This window comes from Luteibacter sp. Sphag1AF, assembly GCF_014192715.1.
GTDB lineage: Bacteria > Pseudomonadota > Gammaproteobacteria > Xanthomonadales > Rhodanobacteraceae > Luteibacter.
On record NZ_JACHYH010000001.1, the window covers coordinates 950,304 to 968,636 of the forward strand.

The window sequence follows — 18,333 nt, forward strand, 5'->3', positions numbered from 1 at the left end:
CTGCGGCGTATGGCCAATCCCAAACGTCGACGTCCGCCGCTGCACAAAGCGCTGCTCTGGTTCCTTCCCGCTATCGCCGCCGTGGCGTGTGCGGGGTTTTCCGCTCATCCGCTTGCGCTGATCCCACTCCTGCTGGCCAATGCGCTGGCGATGGGAGCGGTCTGCCATGCCATAGGGTTTGATCCGGAACCGAGTTTCATCCGCACCGTTCTGCGCAGGGGCTCGGCCCACGTTGTCCTGTTCACCGGTTACACGTTTGCCGTGTTCGTACTGGTGGCCTGGCCTCTGTTGAAGCTGACCCAGACGCCCAGCCTCGGCTATGCGCTGATGCTCGCCGGCATGCTGGTGGTGGCGCTCGCATCGCTGTGGCGTGTGTGGCCTGCTTTTGGCCTGCTGTTCCTGTGGGACGACGCCTACCCGGAACACAGCGGCGAGGGCTCCTGGATTTTCACCGCCGTGGCCCGCAGCGTCGCGTTCGGGCGCCACCTGTCGAAAGAAGACCGCTTCTTCTCGCACTTCATTCCTGCGGCGCTCAGCCTGCTGGTGCTGGCCTTCTGTGCCGTGGCACTGAGCGGCCTGTACGGCGTGTTGCCCGCCGAAATGCGCATTGCCGCGCTCGCCATTTATGGCGTGGTGCTGCTGCCCCTGGCCTGCATGGTCATTGCCAATCGCACCCTGCGCGCGCTGCTGTGCGACCGCCGTGGCCACATCCGCCCGGCGCTCGTACCGGCCAGCACGCCCGCAGCGCAGGCTGAAGCACCCAGGCCGGTCGTTGCCCGGGAGATCCCGGTGCTGACGGCAGAAGAAACCCAGCCGGGACAGCGCGAGGCCGAGCTGCTTGCCGCTGTCCGCGCGGGCGACATCGAGCGCGCCATCGCCCTGGTGGAAGCCGGGGCCGACCCGAACACCTCGGCAGAAACCGGCGACCGCGACCAGCGACCGGTACTGACTCTGGCCGCTCTTTTGCCGGATACGCGCCTTCTGCGCGCACTGATTACGCGGGGCGCGGACATCAATCGCTCCCACGGCGGCATCACGGCGTTGCTGGCCGCCACGCGCGACAGCTGGCACGGCCGACCGGATGCGGTCATGACGCTGCTGGCCAATGGTGCCGACGCGGCTCTGGCCGATGCCGAAGGCAACACGCCGCTGCACGGCGCCGTACTCAGTGCCGAACCCATCGTGGCTGCCATGCTTCTGGATGCAGGCGCTCCAATCAGCGCCGTCAACGCTGCCGGCGTCACGCCGCTTGGCGTGGCCTGCCGCGCCGCCAACTGGACGCTGCTGCGTTTCCTGCTGGAACACGGGGCACGCGCCGCCGTGGCGGATGCCGAGCCGGCCCTGGTTGCCGCTGCCGGCATTCCGGATGACGACGCCGAAGGCGTGAAACTGCTGCTGCGCCACAAGGCGCCGATCAACGCCACGAATGCCGAGGGCCGCACAGCGCTCCTGGTGGCCGCTGGCGAAGGTCACGAGCAGATCGTGCGCGCGTTGTGCGTCGCCCACGCCGATCCCAACATTGCTGATCGCAATGGCACCACGCCGTTGATGGAAGCCGCCCGCGCGGGCGCGCACGGCATCGTGCAGTTGCTCGCGGAAGCCCAGGCCAATGCGCGCGCCCGTGACAGTCACGGCCGGGATGCACTGATCCTGGCCTGCCAGTCTTCCCGCGCCCAGCCGGCCACCATCCGCGCACTGCTCGCGCTCGGTGCCCAGCCGAAGGACGCCGGCCCGGACGGGCGCAGCCCGCTCGACCACGCGGCTTCGACGGGTCGCTGGGACCTCGTCGCGCTACTGGACCCGGACACACCACTGCCCACCTCGCTCAGCGAGGCCGTGATGCCCGAGGCAGGCGCCGATTCCCCGGAGCACCTGGTGGACGCGCTGCGCTTCGGTCATTGGGCCGTGGCGTCGACCTTTGCCGGTCGCGTACGGGAGTGGCCGCAGCACGAGCTGGCCGCCATGTATATCGACCTTTGCGGCAGCGGCCTGGAAGGGGCGCGCCGCTGGCTGCTCGACCATGGCCTGCAGCCGGAAGCGCGTCTCGCGACCATTGCAGCCGAGGAAGACGCTCCCACACTGCTCGCCGGGCGCCGTCTTTTCGATGCTGTGCTTACCCAGCTGCCCAACGCCGCCGATGCCGCGACCCAGCTGATGCGTGCAGGGGCCAGCCCGTCAGGCGCGGGCCTGCTCGCTCTGGCAATCAGCCGGATGGAAGGCAACACCGACGAACCCCTGACGCTGGCGATGCTGGAAGCCGGCGCCGACCCGTTTGGCACCGATGCCCGCGGGCGCACGCCGCTGCACATGGCTGCCGCCACCGGCCGCGCCAATCTCCTGAGCGCCCTTCTGTCGCGCGGCGTCAATCCGAACGTACGCGACATGGGCGGCCGCACGCCGCTGCACGCTGCGCTGGAACAGGGCGGCGACAGCCTGCCGCTGGTGCGTCTGCTGGTGTCGCACGGCGCTGATCCGGAAGCCTCTGACGTCAATGGCGAAACGCCATTTGGCCTCGGTATCGGCCATGGCGATGTCGAGCGCTGGCTGACCTGGCCGCAGTGGCAGTTGCCGCGCCGTGCACTGCGCCCGGACGACCTGCCCGCCGCCGCGGCCGCAGGCGACACGCACGCCGTTGACCGCATGCTTGAACTCGGCTTCGCCATCGACACGCGCGACCCGCAGGGCGCAACAGCGCTGCTGCGCGCCTGCGGCGCCGGACAGACCGACGTGGCGGCCCATCTGCTGGCTGCGGGCGCCGATGCCACGACCACGGCCAGCAGCGGCATCACGCCGCTGGCCGCTGCGGTCAACGCACGGCGCGAAGCCGTGGCCGCCCTGCTCATCGGACACAAGGTCCCGGTGGATCAGCGACTGCCCGGCGATGCCACGGCACTGATGGTGGCTGCGACGCTCGGATTCCCGGAAATGGTGGAGGCACTGCTGGATGCAGGCGCCGATGCCAACGCAGAAGACGCACACGGACACTCCGCGCTGCATGCCGCTGCCCAGTACTGTTTTGGCAGCACCGACAGCCTGCGAGCACGCCGTCTTCTCGACGTGCTGATCCGTCACGGCGCTGATGTGAACAAGGTGGACCGCGAAGGCAAGACGCCGCTGCTTCTGCTGCTGGGGGCGCACATGCGGCCGGGTAGCGCAGCCGATGCCACGCATCTGGGTGCCCTGCTTCCCGCCATGCTGGATGCCGGCGCGCGCATCGAGCACGCCGACCAGCGCGGCGTCAGCGCGTTGCACGCCTGCGCCATGCACGCCCTGCTTCCGCCCGCACGTGTACTGCTGACGCGCGGCGCCGACCGCAACGCCGCCGATGCCTTCGGCCGCACCGCCTCTGACGTTGCGCGTCACCTGGGCTTCGTGGACATCGCGCACGAACTGGGCGCCCGCAACACGGCCATTCCCAGCGTGCGGCAAACGCTGCGACAACCGGCCCATCCGTCGGAATGAGCGACATTAAGAAAGGGAGCGATCATCGCTCCCTTTCTTATGTAACGAAAGAACATCAGTTGGCGCGCTCGCGCTCTTCCGCCGAGTCGGCCTCAAACAGCTGTTGCAGATCGACCAGTGCGTCCTTCGAAGACTGCACCAGCGCCGCTTCGTCGTCGTACACCAGATACTGCGAGCGCAGCAGTTGTTCGTCGTGCTTGCGGAAGCGTTCGACGCGCGCACGCGCCACGTCCTCTGAGAAGCCCAGCGACTGCAACACCTGCCGGGTCATCTTCAGACTGGAATGGAAGGTCTCACGCACCGGTTCTTCCACGCCGATATCCATCAGGCGGAACACGTGCTGGCGGTTGCGCGCGCGCGACACGATCTTCAGATGCGGATACTGGCGGCGCACCAGTCGGGCGGTGCGGATGTTGGCTTCCGGATCGTCGGTGGCCAGCACGAACACTTCTGCCTTGTCGGCCTGCGCAGCGCGCAGCATTTCCGGTCGCGCCGGATCACCGAAAAACAGCGACGTGCCTCCGAAGCGGCGTGAGGTTTCCACCTGCTCCACCGAGCTTTCCAGTGCCACGAACTGAATGCCCTGGGCGCGTAGAAGACGGGCCACGATCTGACCCATGCGACCGAAGCCCGCGATGATGACGCGCGGTGCATCGACCTGGATTTCGTCGAATTCCCGGTCGGGCTTTTTTGCCTTCTCGTTGACGATTTTCGAGGCGGCAATGACCAGCAGCGGCGTGAACGCCATGGACAGCGAAATGGCCATTACCATCAGATTGCGCTGGCTGCCGTTGATGAGACGGTTCTGCAACGCAAGGTTGAGGAGGACGAAAGCAAACTCACCGCCACTGGCAAGGATAGCCGCCAGTCGCAACGAGTCGCCGTTGGTCAGCGAGCCCACCACGCGCCCGAGGGGCCAGATGAGGAAGGCTTTGACCGCCAGCAACAGGCCCACCATGCCCAATACCAGCAGTGGCTTGGACGCGAGCAGGGCCAGGTCCACGGACATGCCCACGCTGACGAAGAACAGGCCCAGCAGCAGGCCCTTGAACGGCTCGATGTTCGATTCGAGCTCGTGACGGTATTCGGAATCGGCAAGCAGCAAACCGGCGAGGAATGCGCCCAGCGTAGTGGACACACCAGCAATTTCCATCAGCCATGCCGTGCCCATCACCACCAGCAAGGCGGTGGCAGTGAAGACTTCAACGCTTTTGGCGCGCGCCACAAAACGGAACACGTGGCGCAATACGACGCGGCCGCCGACGATCACCGCAACGATCACGCCGACCACCTGCAACACACCCATCAGGTCGACCGGATGCGCGCCTTTGGCTGCGCCCGCACCCAGCAACGGTACGGCCGCGATGAGCGGAATGGCCGCCAGATCCTGAAACAGCAGGATGGCGAAGGCCTGGCGACCGTAGACCGAGCCGGCTTCCTTGCGCTCGGCAAGAATCTGCAAACCAAAGGCCGTGGAAGACAGCGCGAGGCTGCCGCCGACGATGACGGCCGCCTTCCAAGTGAGACCGAAAAGGAGATACCCGACCGCGCCCAGCGCCGTGGCGCAAACCACCACTTGCAACGAGCCGCTGCCAAACACGGCCCGACGCATCACCCACAGGCGCGATGGCGACAATTCCAGGCCAATGACGAACAGCATCAGCACGACGCCGAAATCGGAGATGGCGGCGACGCCTTCCGTATCGGCAACAAGGCCCAGCGCAGACGGCCCGATGGCAACGCCTGCCAGCAGATAGCCCAGCACCGCCCCAAGACGAAAACGCTTGGTCAGCGGTACTGCGACAACCGTCGCCAACAGGAAGACGACGGCCGTCTTCAAGAATTCATGGTTTTCCATCCACGCGCTCCCGGATGATCGCCCGGGATTATGTCACGTGGGGTATGTCAGGTTTGGGGGAAAACCGCCGTCGCGGTCATTCCCTGAGCCAGCGGGCCACGTCGATGGCGAAATAGGTGAGGATCGCATCGGCACCGGCACGCTTCATGGCCAGCAGCGATTCCATCACCACCGCGCGCTCATCCAGCCAGCCATTCTGTGCGGCGGCCTTGATCATCGCGTACTCGCCGCTGACCTGGTACACGAAGGTCGGCACGCCGAAGCTGTCCTTCACGCGGCGCACCACATCCAGATACGGAAGGCCCGGCTTCACCATCACCGCGTCGGCGCCTTCGGCGATGTCCAGCTCCACTTCGCGCAATGCTTCGTCGCTGTTGCCGATGTCCATCTGGTAGTTGTGCTTGTTGCCCTTGCCGAGGTTGCCCGACGAACCCACCGCATCGCGGAACGGGCCGTAGAAACTGGACGCGTACTTTGCCGAGTACGCAAGGATGCGGGTGTGGATGTAACCCGCATCTTCCAGCGCTTCGCGGATGGCGCCGATGCGGCCGTCCATCATGTCCGAGGGAGCCACGAAGTCCATGCCGGCTTCGGCCTGCGCGAGCGACATCTTGATGAGCGCCTCGACAGTGGGCTCGTTCATCACGTAGCCCGTTTCGTCGATGAGTCCATCCTGGCCGTGTGTGGTGTATGGATCGAGCGCCACGTCACCAATGAGGCCAAGGTCCGGGAAGCGCTCTTTCAGGGCGCGCGTGGCGCGCTGGAACAGGCCCTGCGGATTCCACGCCTCGCGGGCGTCCTCGGTCTTCACGCTGTCGTCCACCGACGGGAACAGCGCCAGCGCGGGGATGCGCAGATCAACGCACTCCTGCGCAAGTTTCAGCAGTTCGTCAATGGAAAGACGATCCACACCCGGCATCGAGGCCACCGGCTGACGCACGCCCTCACCCTCCACCACGAACGCGACCATGATCAGATCGGAGGTCGTGAGCACGTTCTCGCGCATGAGCGCGCGGGAGAAGGCATCACGACGCATGCGGCGCATACGGACGGCAGGAAAGGTCATGGGCAGGAGCCTTGAGGGAAACAATCCCGCCATTTTACTCCTGCCCCGCCGCCAGCGAGGGTGGCAGGGCGTCGCAGGTCAGCGGGGCACGATGGCCCAGCCGCCTGCGCTGTATGTCTGCCGCTCCAGAGCAATACCGTAGACCTCCGACAGCATGGGCGCGTCCAGTGCCTGCTCCGGGGTGCCATGCCGGACGATGCGGCCCCCGGCCACCACGGCGATGTCGTCGGCGTAGCGGGCGGCGAGGTCCAGGTCATGCAGGACGGCGATCACGCCGAAACCCGTGGCGGCCAGTTCGCGGGCACGTCGCAGGATGAAATGCTGATGGGCGATATCCAGCCCGGCTTCCGGCTCGTCCAGCAACAGCCACGCGCCATCGGCAGCGGCGTCCCATATCTGCGCCAGCACGCGCGCCAGTTGCACACGCTGCTGCTCGCCGCCGGAAAGCTCAAGGAAGTTCCGGCCCCGGAACGCCCACGCATGAGCGGCGCGAAGGGCCGCATCCACGATCTCCGGATCACGCCTGGCGTCTTGCGGATGCGGGCTGCGCCCGAGCGCCACCACTTCGTCGACCGAGAAGCCGAAGGTGAGCTGCACGCGCTGCGACAGCATGGCGCGACGGCGTGCCAGCGCCTGCGGCGGCAGGGCGGTCAACGCCACGCCATCCAGTGACACTTGCCCCGCTGCAAGCGGAAGCAGCCCCGCCATCGCACTCAGCAGCGTGCTCTTGCCCGCGCCATTGGGGCCGACCAGCACCAGTACCCTCCCCGGCTGTGCAACGAGGCTGGCGTCGGCGATCACGTGCTTCGTGCCACGCACCACGTCCACGCTGTGGCAGACCAGACTGCCCTTCGGCAGGAACGTTGCGCTCATCGCACGCCCTCCCCGACCCGGCTGCGCAACAGCAGCCACAGGAAGAACGGGCCGCCCACGATGGCCGTGAGCACCCCGATAGGCAGCTCCGCAGGCGCCACGATGGTGCGTGCCAGCGTGTCGGCAGCGACGAGCAGGGTGGCGCCAGCCACTGCCGAGGCGGGAAGCAGCAGACGATGATCCGGACCCCAGATCATGCGCAGCAGATGCGGCACGACGAGGCCGACGAACCCGACCACACCGGTCGTGGCGACCGATGCGCCCACCGCGAGCGCCACCAGCGAGATGAGCATCGGTTGCAGTCGATCCGGGCGGAAGCCAAGTAGCGACGCTTCGTTTTCGCCCAGCAGCAGAGCATTGAGCGCGCGAGCCACGCGCGGAAGCAGAACCAGCGGAATGATGATCCACGGCGCGACTACTCCCAGACGCTTCCAGTCGGCGCCACCCAGACTGCCCAGCGACCAGAACGTCAGGTCACGCAGCTGGTTTTCGTTCGCGAGGAAGGTCAGCAAGCCCACTCCCGCCATGGCGATGGCGTTGATCGCCACGCCAGCCAGCAGCAGATTGGCCACGCCCGGACGTCGACGGCCGATGCCGTAAACGATGCCCGTGGTGAGCAGGCCACCCACAAACGCCGACGCGGCGATGCTCAATGCGCTGGCAGCCGTGTGACCCGAACCTCCCAGCACGATGGCTGCCACCGCGCCCAGCGCGGCGCCTGCTGAAACACCGATCAATCCCGGATCGGCGAGCGGATTGCGAAACAATCCCTGCATGGTGGCGCCACTGGTGGCGAGTGCCGAGCCAACCAGCACCCCAAGCAGCAGGCGCGGCAGTCGCAGCATCAGCACCACGTGGTCATCTCCCACCGCTTCGTGCCCCGTCAGCCAGCGGCCGATGGCGCCCGCCACCTCGCTGGCCGGCACGTCCATCGCGCCCGTGGTGAGGCTCCACAGCGCAGCGCCCAACAGCAACAGCCAGAGCGCCGGCAAACTCCACCGGCGCCCACTCCGTCGCATCACGCCGGGCAGCGGGATCGCGTTCATGGCTTGAAGGAAGCCCAGGTCGATTGCAGCGCCTGCGCGGTGGTGGCCATGCGCGGGCCGAAGCCAAGCAGTGCCTGCCCATCCACGAACTCGATGCGACGCGCACGGCCCGCAGGCGTCTGCGCGACACCGGGCATGGCCAGCACGCCATCCACACCGCCCACGGCCTTCTCGCTCTCGCGCATCAGCACGATCACGTCAGGTGCCAGCGCCACCAGCGCTTCCGCCGAAATGGCCTTGTAGCCCGGGAAGCTGTCTACCGCGTTGCGGCCGCCAGCCAGTGCCAGTGCACGATCCGCCGCCGTTTCACGACCAGCCGCCATCGGGCTCCCGGTGCCGGTGGACATCAGGAACACGGCACGCGGATGCGTCGGCATGGCGGCCACGGATCTGGCCAGCGCGGCAAAGCGGGCGTCCACGTCGCTGGCAAGGGTCTCGGCATCCTTCTCGCGACCGAGTGCCTTGCCGATCTGGCGGATCTTCGCCGACACATCAGCCGCCGTACGCGACGCGGGCATGGTTTCCATGCGGACGCCGGCATCGTGCAACTGTGCGATGGCCGTGGCCGGGCCCGCGTCGTGCGTGGCCAGAATCAGCTCCGGATGCAGCGCGAGCACACCTTCGGCACTCAACTGACGCACGTAACCTACCGAAGGCAGTCTGGTTGCCGCTGCCGGGTACTGGCTGGTGGTGTCGACCGCCAGCAGGCCGTCCTCGGCGTGCAGCGCGTACACGGTTTCCGTGATGTCGCCGCCCAGCGACACGAAACGTGTCGCGGCGGTGGCGCTGGCCGTTGCGGCCATCAGGGCGAGAGCAAGGACCAGGCGCTTCACGGTGCACGCTCCAGATCAGCGAGCAGTGCACGCCAGTCATCACGCTCCGGGATGCCGGGCTTGCGCTTGCCGAACACCTGGACGATCTGCGTGCCGTCCCCGGCGTAGAGCTCCAGCGATGTCACCACGCCCTCGGGCACAGGCTTGCGCACGACCCACGATTCAACGATCAGCTCTTCGCGAAGATGCAGATTGAAACCCGGGTCCAGCACATTCAGCCACGGACCTGCGACCTTGATGTTCACTACCAGCCCGGTATGAATCTGCACCACGCCCGGCGAGCCGACGAAGATCATCAGCGGTACTTCTTTCGCTGCGGCGTTTTCCAACATCGTGCGCATCGCCGCGTTGCTCACGCGTTCGGCAAACTCGGTGCCAACCAGACGCACCGCCTGCATGCGGGTGGTCTTGTGACGCTTGAGCAGTGCAAAGAAATCGTGCGGATCGCGCAGCGCACGCCAGCCCGCGCGCAGCGATTCCACATCAATGGCGTCATCGGCCAGCGCGGCGGGCAACGGATCGGCTACTTCTTTCAGGTCGATCAACGGCGACTGCACGGCGGCGGTGAAACGATGCACCAGCGCACGCCAGCCGGAACGATCCGTGTCGTCCGTGAGGTAGATCTTGTGCACGGCGCGACCGTCGCCATCGAAGAACTGCAGGCTTTCCAATTCGCGGCCACGCGATGTTTCGCGCACCGCGAATCCGAAATGCCAGTGGCGCATGAACAGGCGCAGGTCGATGTCGTGGGCCAGCACGATGCCCATCGGGCCGGTGATGTCGATGTTCTCGTAGCGCCCTTTCTTTTCGTGCACGCAGTAGTCGTTGCGGGTCAGCGCCATCACGCGACCCAGCGTGGGAAGCTCGCGCAGAAGGTCGGCAAATTCGCCATCCAGGCGAATCACGCCATCGCCACAGCGACTTGCCACCAACTCAGCCTCGCTCACGCCCAGGCGCGTGGCCACGTCGCGTGCGCGCAGCATGGGCTCGTCCTCGCGCAACTGCTTCCAACCCATCCGGAGGGCGGGGATATCAACGGGGGTCGGCTGGGAATTCGTATTCTCAAGCATGGCTTCGTCTCCTCAGAAGCTGTAGCGGGCCGATACGCTGACAGAGCGTCCCGGCATGGTCAGGCGTTGAATCTGTGCGGACGCCTGCTGCACGTCGTCCACACCGCCGCCCGTGGCGACATTGGCGAGCACACCGCCGTGCAGGCTGCCCCAATCCCAGTAGCGGCGATCAGCGATGTTGCTGACGCCGGCAGAAAGCTCCAGTGCAGGCAGCGGCGTCCAGTGCGCGTAGAAGTCCAGCGTCGCGTAGCCCGGTGCGGAGAATGCGGTCGGGTTATCCAGGCGATCTTTGCGCCGGACGCCCTTGCCGATCAGCTCCACGCCCCAGTTCCTGGCGTCATATGAAATGCCCAGCACGGCCGAGCCCGGGTCCACGCTGTTCAGCGGCGACCAGCCGGCGGTGCCGTAGACCTGCTTGTCGCCCTTCGACGTGCTGAGGCTGCCTTCCAGCTTCCAGCCGGCAAGCGAGTCGTTCAGCGAGCCGAGGTTCAGACCACCGGTCGCCTCGGCGCCCTTGATGGTGACCTTCGGAAAATTCACGGCCTGCATGACGATGAACAGGTTCTGCTGGATGGCCCACTGCGGCCACTGCGAACGGTCCAGGGTGTAACCGCCGTAGATGAAGTCCTTGTAGCGCGTGTAGTAGACATTGGCCGTGAAGTAGCCGATGTCACCCGTGCCGCGCAGGCCAAGTTCGACGCCGCGGCTGGTTTCCGGCTTCAACTGCGGATTGGGAACGATGCCGTACGCACGCGGCGTACCCCAGGCCACGGCCAGCTCGCTGTACAGCGGCGGACGGAAGCCCTGCGAATACTGAGCGTAAGCGCTCAGGCCATCAGTAACCGCATATTCGACACCGAGCTTCGGCGAGATGCGGCTGTGCCGGACGTCACCCAGACCGCTCTGCGCGAACGAATTGTTGTAGTACGGATCGTTGGCGTCGGGCTTGAACGTATAGCGGTCCATGCGAACGCCCGGCGTCACGCGAAGACGTCCATCCATGAACGCCATCTCGTCCTGCGCGAAGATCGCGTAGCGATCGGTGTCATTCCTGGGGAAGAAGTTCAGCGGATAATTTTCGGGCATGTACGGCGTACTGCTGGACACCATGCCGGTAGCAATGTTGCGTCCTTCACCGCCAAGCTGACCCGTGGGCGTGGTGCGTGACACTTCCACGCCGTAGGCGATGGTGTGCTCGACAGATCCGCCGGTCAGTGACTTGAAGACACTGAGCTTGCCGCCGAAAAGGCGCTCGTCAAGATTGCTCAGATACAGGCGGTCGTAAGTTGCGGCCCGCGACGGCACATAGGCCAGCGTGCGCGTCTGCGACTCGGTTTCCGTCTTCTGCCAGTACACGTTCCACTCGATGCGGTCGGCGAGCGCGGTGTCCAGATTCTTGTAGCGTTGTTCGAACGACGCGCGAATGCGCGAGGCACGGTCTTGCGCACGGTCATCAAGCAGCCTGGTGGTACCGCCCGCCTGGTTCATCGCGCTGTAGATGTGCGTGTTGTTCTCGTTGCGAAAAAGGTCGACGGTGAAGCGGTCTTCGCGACCGGATGCCGCGGTGTGCACGTACTTGCCGAGCACGCTGTTGGTGGTAGACGTCATCGGGTCCGGACGCGTGCGCAGATAATTGGTGGTGTCGACATCACCCTTGTTGTTCAGCGCGTTGGCTTCGCGATGATTGGCCACGAACACCACACCGTTGGTCTTGTCGCCACCGGCCAGCGTCAGCGACGTGCCGAGCCCGCGGTCGGCGCTGTTGTACTGCTCTTTCACCGACACATAGGTGTCGCGACCGTCGTGCAGATAGTCGATGGGATCGCGCGTCACATAGCGCACGGTGCCTGCAAGTGCGTCGGACGGGTCCAGTGCGGAGGCCGGGCCGCGCACGATTTCCACACTCTTTACCGAGTCCAGATCCACGAAGTCGCGACCGGCGCGCATGCCGGTGGTGGAGAAGCCAAAGGAGTTCGCCGCCGACACGCCGTCGGTCTGAATATTGACGCGATTGCCGTCCAGGCCACGGATGCTGAAGCCATCGAGACCCCAGCGCCCTGCCGTACCCACGGCAGATACGCCGGGCTCATAGCGCACCAGATCACGAATGTCGGTAACCAGATGGCGATCCATCGTCTCCCGGTCGATGACCGACACGGTGGCCGGCACATCGAAGCGGAAGGCCGAACCAATGGCGGTAACGGTGACGCGCGGGAGCTGCTGGGTGTCGTCAGTGGACGGCGCGGCAGGCGCGGAAGCAACGGCAACATCGGCCGCGTGCGCGGATACGGCGCATCCGAGCGCCGCGCAGATGAGCGCGGCGAGAGAGGTTTTCTGGAACACGGTACTTCCTTCGCATTTTCAGGCGCGCGCTCATATGGCGCGCATCGGGGCTTGCGAAGGAGGTCTGGCCTCCGGGCTGGCGACCGGTGATGGGGACAGGCGTCTTCACTTTCGTGGACGCCGCCCTCACATGGTATTGAGAACCATTCCTATTTACAACCGTCCCGGCGACGCACTTGTTACACGTCGATGCGACGCGTGCTTTCCGGATCGAAGAAATGCAGACGTTCCGGCGCGAAACCCAAAGACACATCGGTGCCCGGATGCACCACCGAATGCGGCGGCGCGCGCGACACCAGTTCACCACCGGCATAACGCATGTTGAGGAAGATCTCGTTGCCCACCGGCTCGACCACTTCCAGATGCGCGTGCAGGCGGCTTTCCACGTCGCCCGCACCGGCGAGCAGAAGATCTTCCGGACGAATGCCCGCAATGATCGGCTTGTTGATCCATGCGGCCAGAGCGTCCGCTTCCGTGCCGAGCTTCACGGTGCCTTCGGCCATCTCCAGCACCAGGCCGTCGGCGCGACGCAGCGTACCTCGGAAGAGGTTCATCGCCGGGCTGCCAAGGAAACCTGCAACGAACAGATTTGCCGGCTTGTTGTACAGATTCATCGGCGTATCCAGCTGCTGGATCACGCCGCCATTCAACACGACAATACGCTGGCCGAGTGTCATCGCCTCGATCTGGTCGTGGGTGACGTAGATCATCGTGGCCCCGACGCGGCGATGAATGCGCGCAATTTCCACACGCGTGGAAAGACGCAGTTTGGCGTCCAGGTTCGACAGCGGTTCGTCCAGCAGAAACACCGCCGGATCACGCACCATCGCGCGTCCCAACGCCACGCGCTGACGCTGGCCGCCAGAAAGCGCGGCCGGCTTCGACGTCAGGCGCTCGTTGAGGCCCAGCATCTCGGAGGCTTCAGCCACGCGACGGTCGATTTCTTCCTTGGGCTGACCGCGCAGGCGAAGACCGAAGCCGAGGTTTTCACGCACCGTCATGTGCGGATACAGCGCGTAATTCTGGAACACCATCGCGATATCGCGATCCTTCGGTGCCACATCGTTCACCACGCGGTCACCAATGCTCAGTTCGCCACCGGAGATGGATTCAAGGCCAGCGATCATGCGCAGCAATGTGGTCTTGCCACAGCCGGAGGGTCCGACGAGCACAAGCAGTTCGCCATCGGCGATCTCGAAGCTGGCCTCGGCGACGGCGACGTGCCCGTTCGGGTAAACCTTGCGTACCTTGTCGAGCCGAACACCAGCCATTTTCTTCTCCGTGGACGCGCGCGCTGCGCAACGCCATTGATCAATCGTCAACCCGTGGATGGCGGGCCATGGAAGACCTGCCCTTTGCCGGGACAATCCGGTATTCTGCCGATGTAATCGTTTACGTCCAAGTGCTGGCTCCAGCAATCGTTCTTTGAAGCGGCCCTCGGACCCGCAAAGATGCGCCACCGGAAACTGTCACTAGACGTCAGCCCCCGCGCGAGGCACCCTTGCGGGCTCAGTGACATGACAGGTTCTTGATAATGGCTAACGGTAGCGCTTCGGCGAAGACCCTGCTCGCCGATCTAGGCGGCACCAACGTTCGCTTCGGCATCGCCGATCCGTCCCTCGATCAGCCGCTTCTGCTCGACACTGTGAAGCGCTATCGCGTGAAGGACTACGAGTCGCTGACGCACGCTGCGCGCGAGTATTTCAAGGAAACCGGCCACAACGCCGATCGCGCCATCATCGCGGCCGCAGGTCGTATCGACGACGGTGAGACGGTCAAGGTCACCAACAATCCGTGGGCCATCTCGGCAAAGAAGACGGCGGCTGAGCTGGACCTGGAATGGGTCCATCTGGTCAACGATTTCGCGGCCCAGAGCATGGCCGTGATGCTGCTGAAGGGTCAGGACCAGGGCGGCACGGACCTCATCCAGGTCGGCTCCCCGCCCGTTCCGCGCATTGGCGCGACGGACGAACAGACCTTTGTGGTCGTGGGCCCGGGCACGGGTCTGGGCGTCGGTGGCCTGCTGATCCGTGGCGACAAGGTCAGCGTGTTGCAGACCGAGGGTGGCCATGCCGGCTTCGCGGCGCATACCGCCGAAGACATCGAGATTCTGAAAGTCCTGAACCTGCGCTACGGCCGCGTCTCGAATGAGCGCCTGATCTGCGGTCAGGGCCTCGTGAACCTGTATGAGTCCATCTGCCAGATTGCCGGCCAGAAGGCGGAAACGCTGACGCCGGAAGATGTGACTGATCGTGCGAAGGATGAGTCCTGCGCCATGTGCGTGCGCGCCGTTGAAACCTTCGCGGGTATCTTTGGCAGCGTGGCAGGCGACCTCGTGCTGACGCTTGGCGCCTGGGACGGCGTGTACCTCACCGGCGGCATGATTCCCATCCTGCTGCCGTGGCTGGAGCGCGGTCACTTCCGTGAACGCTTCGAAGCCAAGGGCCGCTTCCGCGACACGATGGAGAAAGTGCCGACGCAAGCCATCATGAATCCGGAACCGGGCTTGGTGGGCGGCGCTGCACTGGCGGTGGTTGAATCGGGTCGGTCGCTGCTGAAGCGCTAAGCCGGATCTTTCAGGATCGCGTCGCCATCGCGACGCGATCCTTCGGTCATACGAACGAATCGCTTATTGCGCAGGCGCCAGCAAGGCGTCCAGATCGTTTTCGTCGAAGCTGAGTTTTTCGCGGCTTCCGCCGCCTTCCAGCACGGCTTCGGCAAGCTCCGCCTTGCGCGCTTTCAGTTCTTCGATGCGCTCCTCGACCGTGCCCGCCGTAATCAGGCGATACACAAACACCGGCTTGTCCTGACCGATGCGATGCGCGCGGTCGCTGGCCTGCGCTTCTGCGGCCGGATTCCACCACGGGTCGTAGTGGATCACGGTATCGGCGGCAGTAAGGTTGAGGCCCACGCCACCGGCTTTCAGCGACAGCAGGAACATCGGCACGTCGCCATTCTGGAAGCGCTCAACCGGCTCGGCGCGATCACGCGTTTCGCCGGTCAGCATCACGTAGCTCAGGCGACGGCGATCCAGTTCGGAGGCAATCAACTTCAGCATTTCGGTGAACTGACTGAACAGCAGCACGCGACGGCCTTCGGCCAGCAGGGCGGGCAGCATGTCCATCAGCAATTCGAACTTCGCCGACTCGCGCACACCGCGCGCCGCTTCAAGCTTCACCAGGCGCGGATCACAGCAGACCTGACGGAGCTTCAGCAGTGCATCCAGCACCACGATGCCGCTGTGCGCGATGCCGCGCTGGGCAATAACCTCGCGCAATTCTTCAGCCAGGGACAACCGCAGGCTTTCGTAGAGGTCGCGCTGACGCGGCTCCATGACCACACGGCGGGTAATTTCAGTTTTTGCCGGGAGCTCCGAAGCCACCTGCCCCTTCGTGCGACGAAGGATGAACGGCGCGATGCGCCGGTTGAGGCGCTCCTGGCACTCCACATCCTGCTGACGCTCGATGGGAATGCGGTAATGGCGGCGGAATGCACCCTCGTCGCCCAGCAAACCGGGCACGGCCAGATCGACCTGTGACCAAAGTTCGCCCAGATGATTTTCCAGCGGTGTGCCAGTGAGGCAGAGGCAACGCGGCGCCTGCAACGCAAGCAGCGCGCGCCGTGCCTGCGTGCGCGGATTCTTCACCTGTTGCGCCTCGTCCAGCACGACCAGCGAGAACGGCTGCTTTTTCAGTGCCTCCACATCGCGCGGGAGCAACGCGTACGTGGTGAGGATGACGTCGTGTTCGGCGATGCGCGCAAAGGTTTCTGCGCGCTGCGGACCATGCAGCGCCAGCAGGCGCAGGTCCGGGGCAAAGCGCGCCACTTCGGCAACCCAGTTGGGTACGAGGCTGGTAGGCACAACGACCAGTGCAGGCGCATTGAGCGAACCGCTTTCTTTCAGGGCCAGCAAATGCGTGATGAGCTGGAGCGTTTTGCCCAGGCCCATGTCGTCCGCCAGGACACCGCCCGTGCCGGCTTCGGCCAGAGCATTCATCCAGCGAAGGCCGTCGCGCTGATACGGGCGCAATTCGGCGCGCAGGCCGGCGGGCACCGCGTCACTGGCGCGCTCGGCCGCTTCGCGCAAGCGGCGGGTGAAACCACGCAGCCGCTCGGGCGCTTCGAATGAACCGCCCGAAGGCAGAGCCTGGGCGAGTTCTTCCAGGCGGCCTGCCTGTACACGCGGCAGATGCAGTTGCTGACGCGGCTTTTCCAGATACTCGGCCAGCGGCGCCAGCAGGCCGCGAAGCTCTTTCAGGCGCACGGGTACGCGGCGACGCTCATCGACCGGGGCATACCAGACGGAGTCTTCCGCCTCGTTGGGGGCGGGACTGAGACTGAGCTGGTGCTCAGCCAAAGCCTGCGCCACGGCGGGCAAAAGGTTGACCCGCTGCCCTTCGACCTCGATGCCGATTTCCAGATCGAACGCCTGATCCTTGTCGTCCTCCGCCGCGCGTCCGTACCAGTGAACAGGACCTTCCAGCACTTCGAACGGAAAACTCGGCGCGTACTCCAGCACAAAGCCGTCCGCTTCCAGCTTCGGACGCAGTGCCAGCCACCGGGCGGGCGTGTTCACTTCCAGCGCACCGGCATAGCCTTTGCCAGGAAACAACCACGCATCGTCGGGAAGCGTATCGGCCATGTCCCAGGGAAGGCCCTCGGTATCCACGGCGGGATTGAGGCCGGCGGATTCCAGATGCTCCATCGACGCCAGTTCTTCGGCGCGACGGCGGGTGATTTCATGCAGCGTGCCGTTGCGCACGCGGCGCACCAGCGGCTCGCCCCCGCGACCGGGCAGGCGCTCGCCTGCGTAATCGAAGGCCAGCCGCCCATAGGCCAGTGGCGGCGTGCCTGCCGCCAGGCGCGCGTGACGGGTCAATGCGTGCAGCACCAACACCGGACGCGGCGAAAGCTCAGCGCGGCGCATGTCCTCGAACACCTGAGGCGCCGGCATGCGCTCGGACAGTGCCGTGCGCGCCAGCGTGCTGCGGAAGATGCCGCTGTTTTCCGGCGGTAGCGCGGGGAGGTCCAGCCACTCACTTTCTTCCGGCGCGCCGTCCAGCTGACCGACTTCGGCATGTTCGGCGTCCAGAAACCACAGAGCACCCACGCGAAGCAGGCGCTGACTGGCCGGCACCACAGGCACCAGCTTCTGGCTGCCGTCCTTTTCCAGATTCCAGCGCCAGCTCAGCGCATGCGCCTTGCCGTGCGACAGATGCAGGCCGGCCACTCCGCCAAAGAAGCAGGGCGCGGTGTCGAGAATTTCGGTCAGCAGCGAGTCGCCCAGTGCTCCCGCAAAACGGGCGTAGGTCCGGCTTTTGCGCAGGGTCTGCGGCAGCCCCAGCACCGTGGCGGCGAGGCGCTGTTCAATGGGGGTCAGCAGGGACTGGAGCAGATGCTTGCTGTCCAGCGGCGTCGGTCGCGTATAGCGGCCTTCGCCCGCGACGGTCAGCAGGACGGGCGCTACATCGAGGTGAGCCGATGGCTCGTGGTCGTCGTTGACCGCCTCCAGGAAGAACCCCAGCACCACCCTGTCGGCCACGCGAGCAGCCGTCGGCGCTTCCAATGCCTTTCGCCAGGCCGCAGGCAGAGATTCCGCCTGTCCGGCCGAGGCATCAAACCGACTCCGTTTGTCGTCCGGCTGGTGCATCCGTTTCGATCCGCCTGCGCGACCAAAACAGGAAGCTTAGCAGGGGCGAGCTCGAAGACTTGTAGGACTATTTCCTGTTTTGGCCCTTCCGGAACGGAAAGGTTCAGCGACGCCGGAGCTCGTCCGGCGTCG

Annotated in this window: 11 protein-coding genes; 2 read left to right on the top strand and 9 right to left on the bottom strand. The window is 65.4% G+C overall.

Going from position 1 to position 18,333, the window contains the following annotated elements:
• Positions 1–9: 9 nt before the first annotated feature.
• On the top strand, positions 10–3,462 hold the full coding sequence (locus FHW69_RS04345) for an ankyrin repeat domain-containing protein (protein ID WP_183421767.1): 3,453 nt from the start codon (positions 10–12) through the stop codon (positions 3,460–3,462).
• A 55-nt stretch (positions 3,463–3,517) separates the two neighbouring features.
• On the opposite strand, the gene FHW69_RS04350 is transcribed toward FHW69_RS04345, so the two are convergent.
• The 8 genes from FHW69_RS04350 to ugpC all read right to left on the bottom strand — a co-directional run bounded on the left by FHW69_RS04350 (position 3,518) and on the right by ugpC (position 13,822).
• Positions 3,518–5,320 carry a monovalent cation:proton antiporter-2 (CPA2) family protein gene (locus FHW69_RS04350; protein WP_183421768.1) on the bottom strand — a complete coding sequence of 601 codons (1,803 nt, stop codon included), beginning with the start codon at positions 5,318–5,320 and terminating at the stop codon, positions 3,518–3,520.
• Between the two features lie 76 nt (positions 5,321–5,396).
• Entirely contained in the window at positions 5,397–6,386 is a 990-nt protein-coding gene (gene hemB / locus FHW69_RS04355; RefSeq protein ID WP_183421769.1) for a porphobilinogen synthase, read from the bottom strand.
• A 78-nt stretch (positions 6,387–6,464) separates the two neighbouring features.
• Positions 6,465–7,259 carry a heme ABC transporter ATP-binding protein gene (locus FHW69_RS04360; RefSeq protein ID WP_183421770.1) on the bottom strand — a complete coding sequence of 265 codons (795 nt, stop codon included), beginning with the start codon at positions 7,257–7,259 and terminating at the stop codon, positions 6,465–6,467.
• Positions 7,256–8,305, bottom strand: coding sequence for an iron ABC transporter permease (locus FHW69_RS04365; RefSeq protein WP_255494503.1), 1,050 nt, complete (start codon positions 8,303–8,305; stop codon positions 7,256–7,258). Before FHW69_RS04365 ends, FHW69_RS04360 begins: the two co-directional genes overlap by 4 nt.
• On the bottom strand, positions 8,302–9,138 hold the full coding sequence (locus FHW69_RS04370; protein WP_183421771.1) for a hemin ABC transporter substrate-binding protein: 837 nt from the start codon (positions 9,136–9,138) through the stop codon (positions 8,302–8,304). Before FHW69_RS04370 ends, FHW69_RS04365 begins: the two co-directional genes overlap by 4 nt.
• Positions 9,135–10,208 (bottom strand): ChuX/HutX family heme-like substrate-binding protein, encoded by a 1,074-nt coding sequence (locus FHW69_RS04375; RefSeq protein WP_183421772.1) that lies wholly within the window; start codon positions 10,206–10,208, stop codon positions 9,135–9,137. The genes FHW69_RS04370 and FHW69_RS04375 overlap by 4 nt, the downstream gene beginning before the upstream one ends.
• Before the next feature lie 12 nt (positions 10,209–10,220).
• Complete coding sequence (locus tag FHW69_RS04380) at positions 10,221–12,551, bottom strand: TonB-dependent hemoglobin/transferrin/lactoferrin family receptor (protein WP_183421773.1); 2,331 nt, start codon at positions 12,549–12,551, stop codon at positions 10,221–10,223.
• Between the two features lie 179 nt (positions 12,552–12,730).
• The gene (ugpC, locus tag FHW69_RS04385) at positions 12,731–13,822 is read right to left on the bottom strand and encodes a sn-glycerol-3-phosphate ABC transporter ATP-binding protein UgpC (protein ID WP_183421774.1); all 1,092 of its coding nucleotides are present in this window, start codon (positions 13,820–13,822) and stop codon (positions 12,731–12,733) included.
• Between the two features lie 263 nt (positions 13,823–14,085).
• Here ugpC and glk point away from each other — a divergent pair, with 263 nt between their 5' ends.
• The gene (gene glk / locus FHW69_RS04390; protein ID WP_183421775.1) at positions 14,086–15,117 is read left to right on the top strand and encodes a glucokinase; all 1,032 of its coding nucleotides are present in this window, start codon (positions 14,086–14,088) and stop codon (positions 15,115–15,117) included.
• Positions 15,118–15,180: 63 nt separating this feature from the next.
• Here glk and FHW69_RS04395 read toward each other — a convergent pair whose 3' ends face one another.
• Positions 15,181–18,201, bottom strand: coding sequence for a DEAD/DEAH box helicase (locus FHW69_RS04395; protein WP_183421776.1), 3,021 nt, complete (start codon positions 18,199–18,201; stop codon positions 15,181–15,183).
• Between the last annotated feature and the right edge of the window lie 132 nt (positions 18,202–18,333).

Bases quoted from the DNA above. Each gene is read 5' to 3' on its own strand.
- FHW69_RS04345 (WP_183421767.1), top strand. From the start codon at position 10: ATGGCCAATCCCAAACGTCGACGTCCGCCGCTGCACAAAGCGCTGCTC.
- FHW69_RS04350 (WP_183421768.1), bottom strand. From the start codon at position 5,320: ATGGAAAACCATGAATTCTTGAAGACGGCCGTCGTCTTCCTGTTGGCG.
- hemB (WP_183421769.1), bottom strand. From the start codon at position 6,386: ATGACCTTTCCTGCCGTCCGTATGCGCCGCATGCGTCGTGATGCCTTC.
- FHW69_RS04360 (WP_183421770.1), bottom strand. From the start codon at position 7,259: ATGAGCGCAACGTTCCTGCCGAAGGGCAGTCTGGTCTGCCACAGCGTG.
- FHW69_RS04365 (WP_255494503.1), bottom strand. From the start codon at position 8,305: ATGAACGCGATCCCGCTGCCCGGCGTGATGCGACGGAGTGGGCGCCGG.
- FHW69_RS04375 (WP_183421772.1), bottom strand. From the start codon at position 10,208: ATGCTTGAGAATACGAATTCCCAGCCGACCCCCGTTGATATCCCCGCC.
- ugpC (WP_183421774.1), bottom strand. From the start codon at position 13,822: ATGGCTGGTGTTCGGCTCGACAAGGTACGCAAGGTTTACCCGAACGGG.
- glk (WP_183421775.1), top strand. From the start codon at position 14,086: ATGGCTAACGGTAGCGCTTCGGCGAAGACCCTGCTCGCCGATCTAGGC.
- FHW69_RS04395 (WP_183421776.1), bottom strand. From the start codon at position 18,201: ATGCACCAGCCGGACGACAAACGGAGTCGGTTTGATGCCTCGGCCGGA.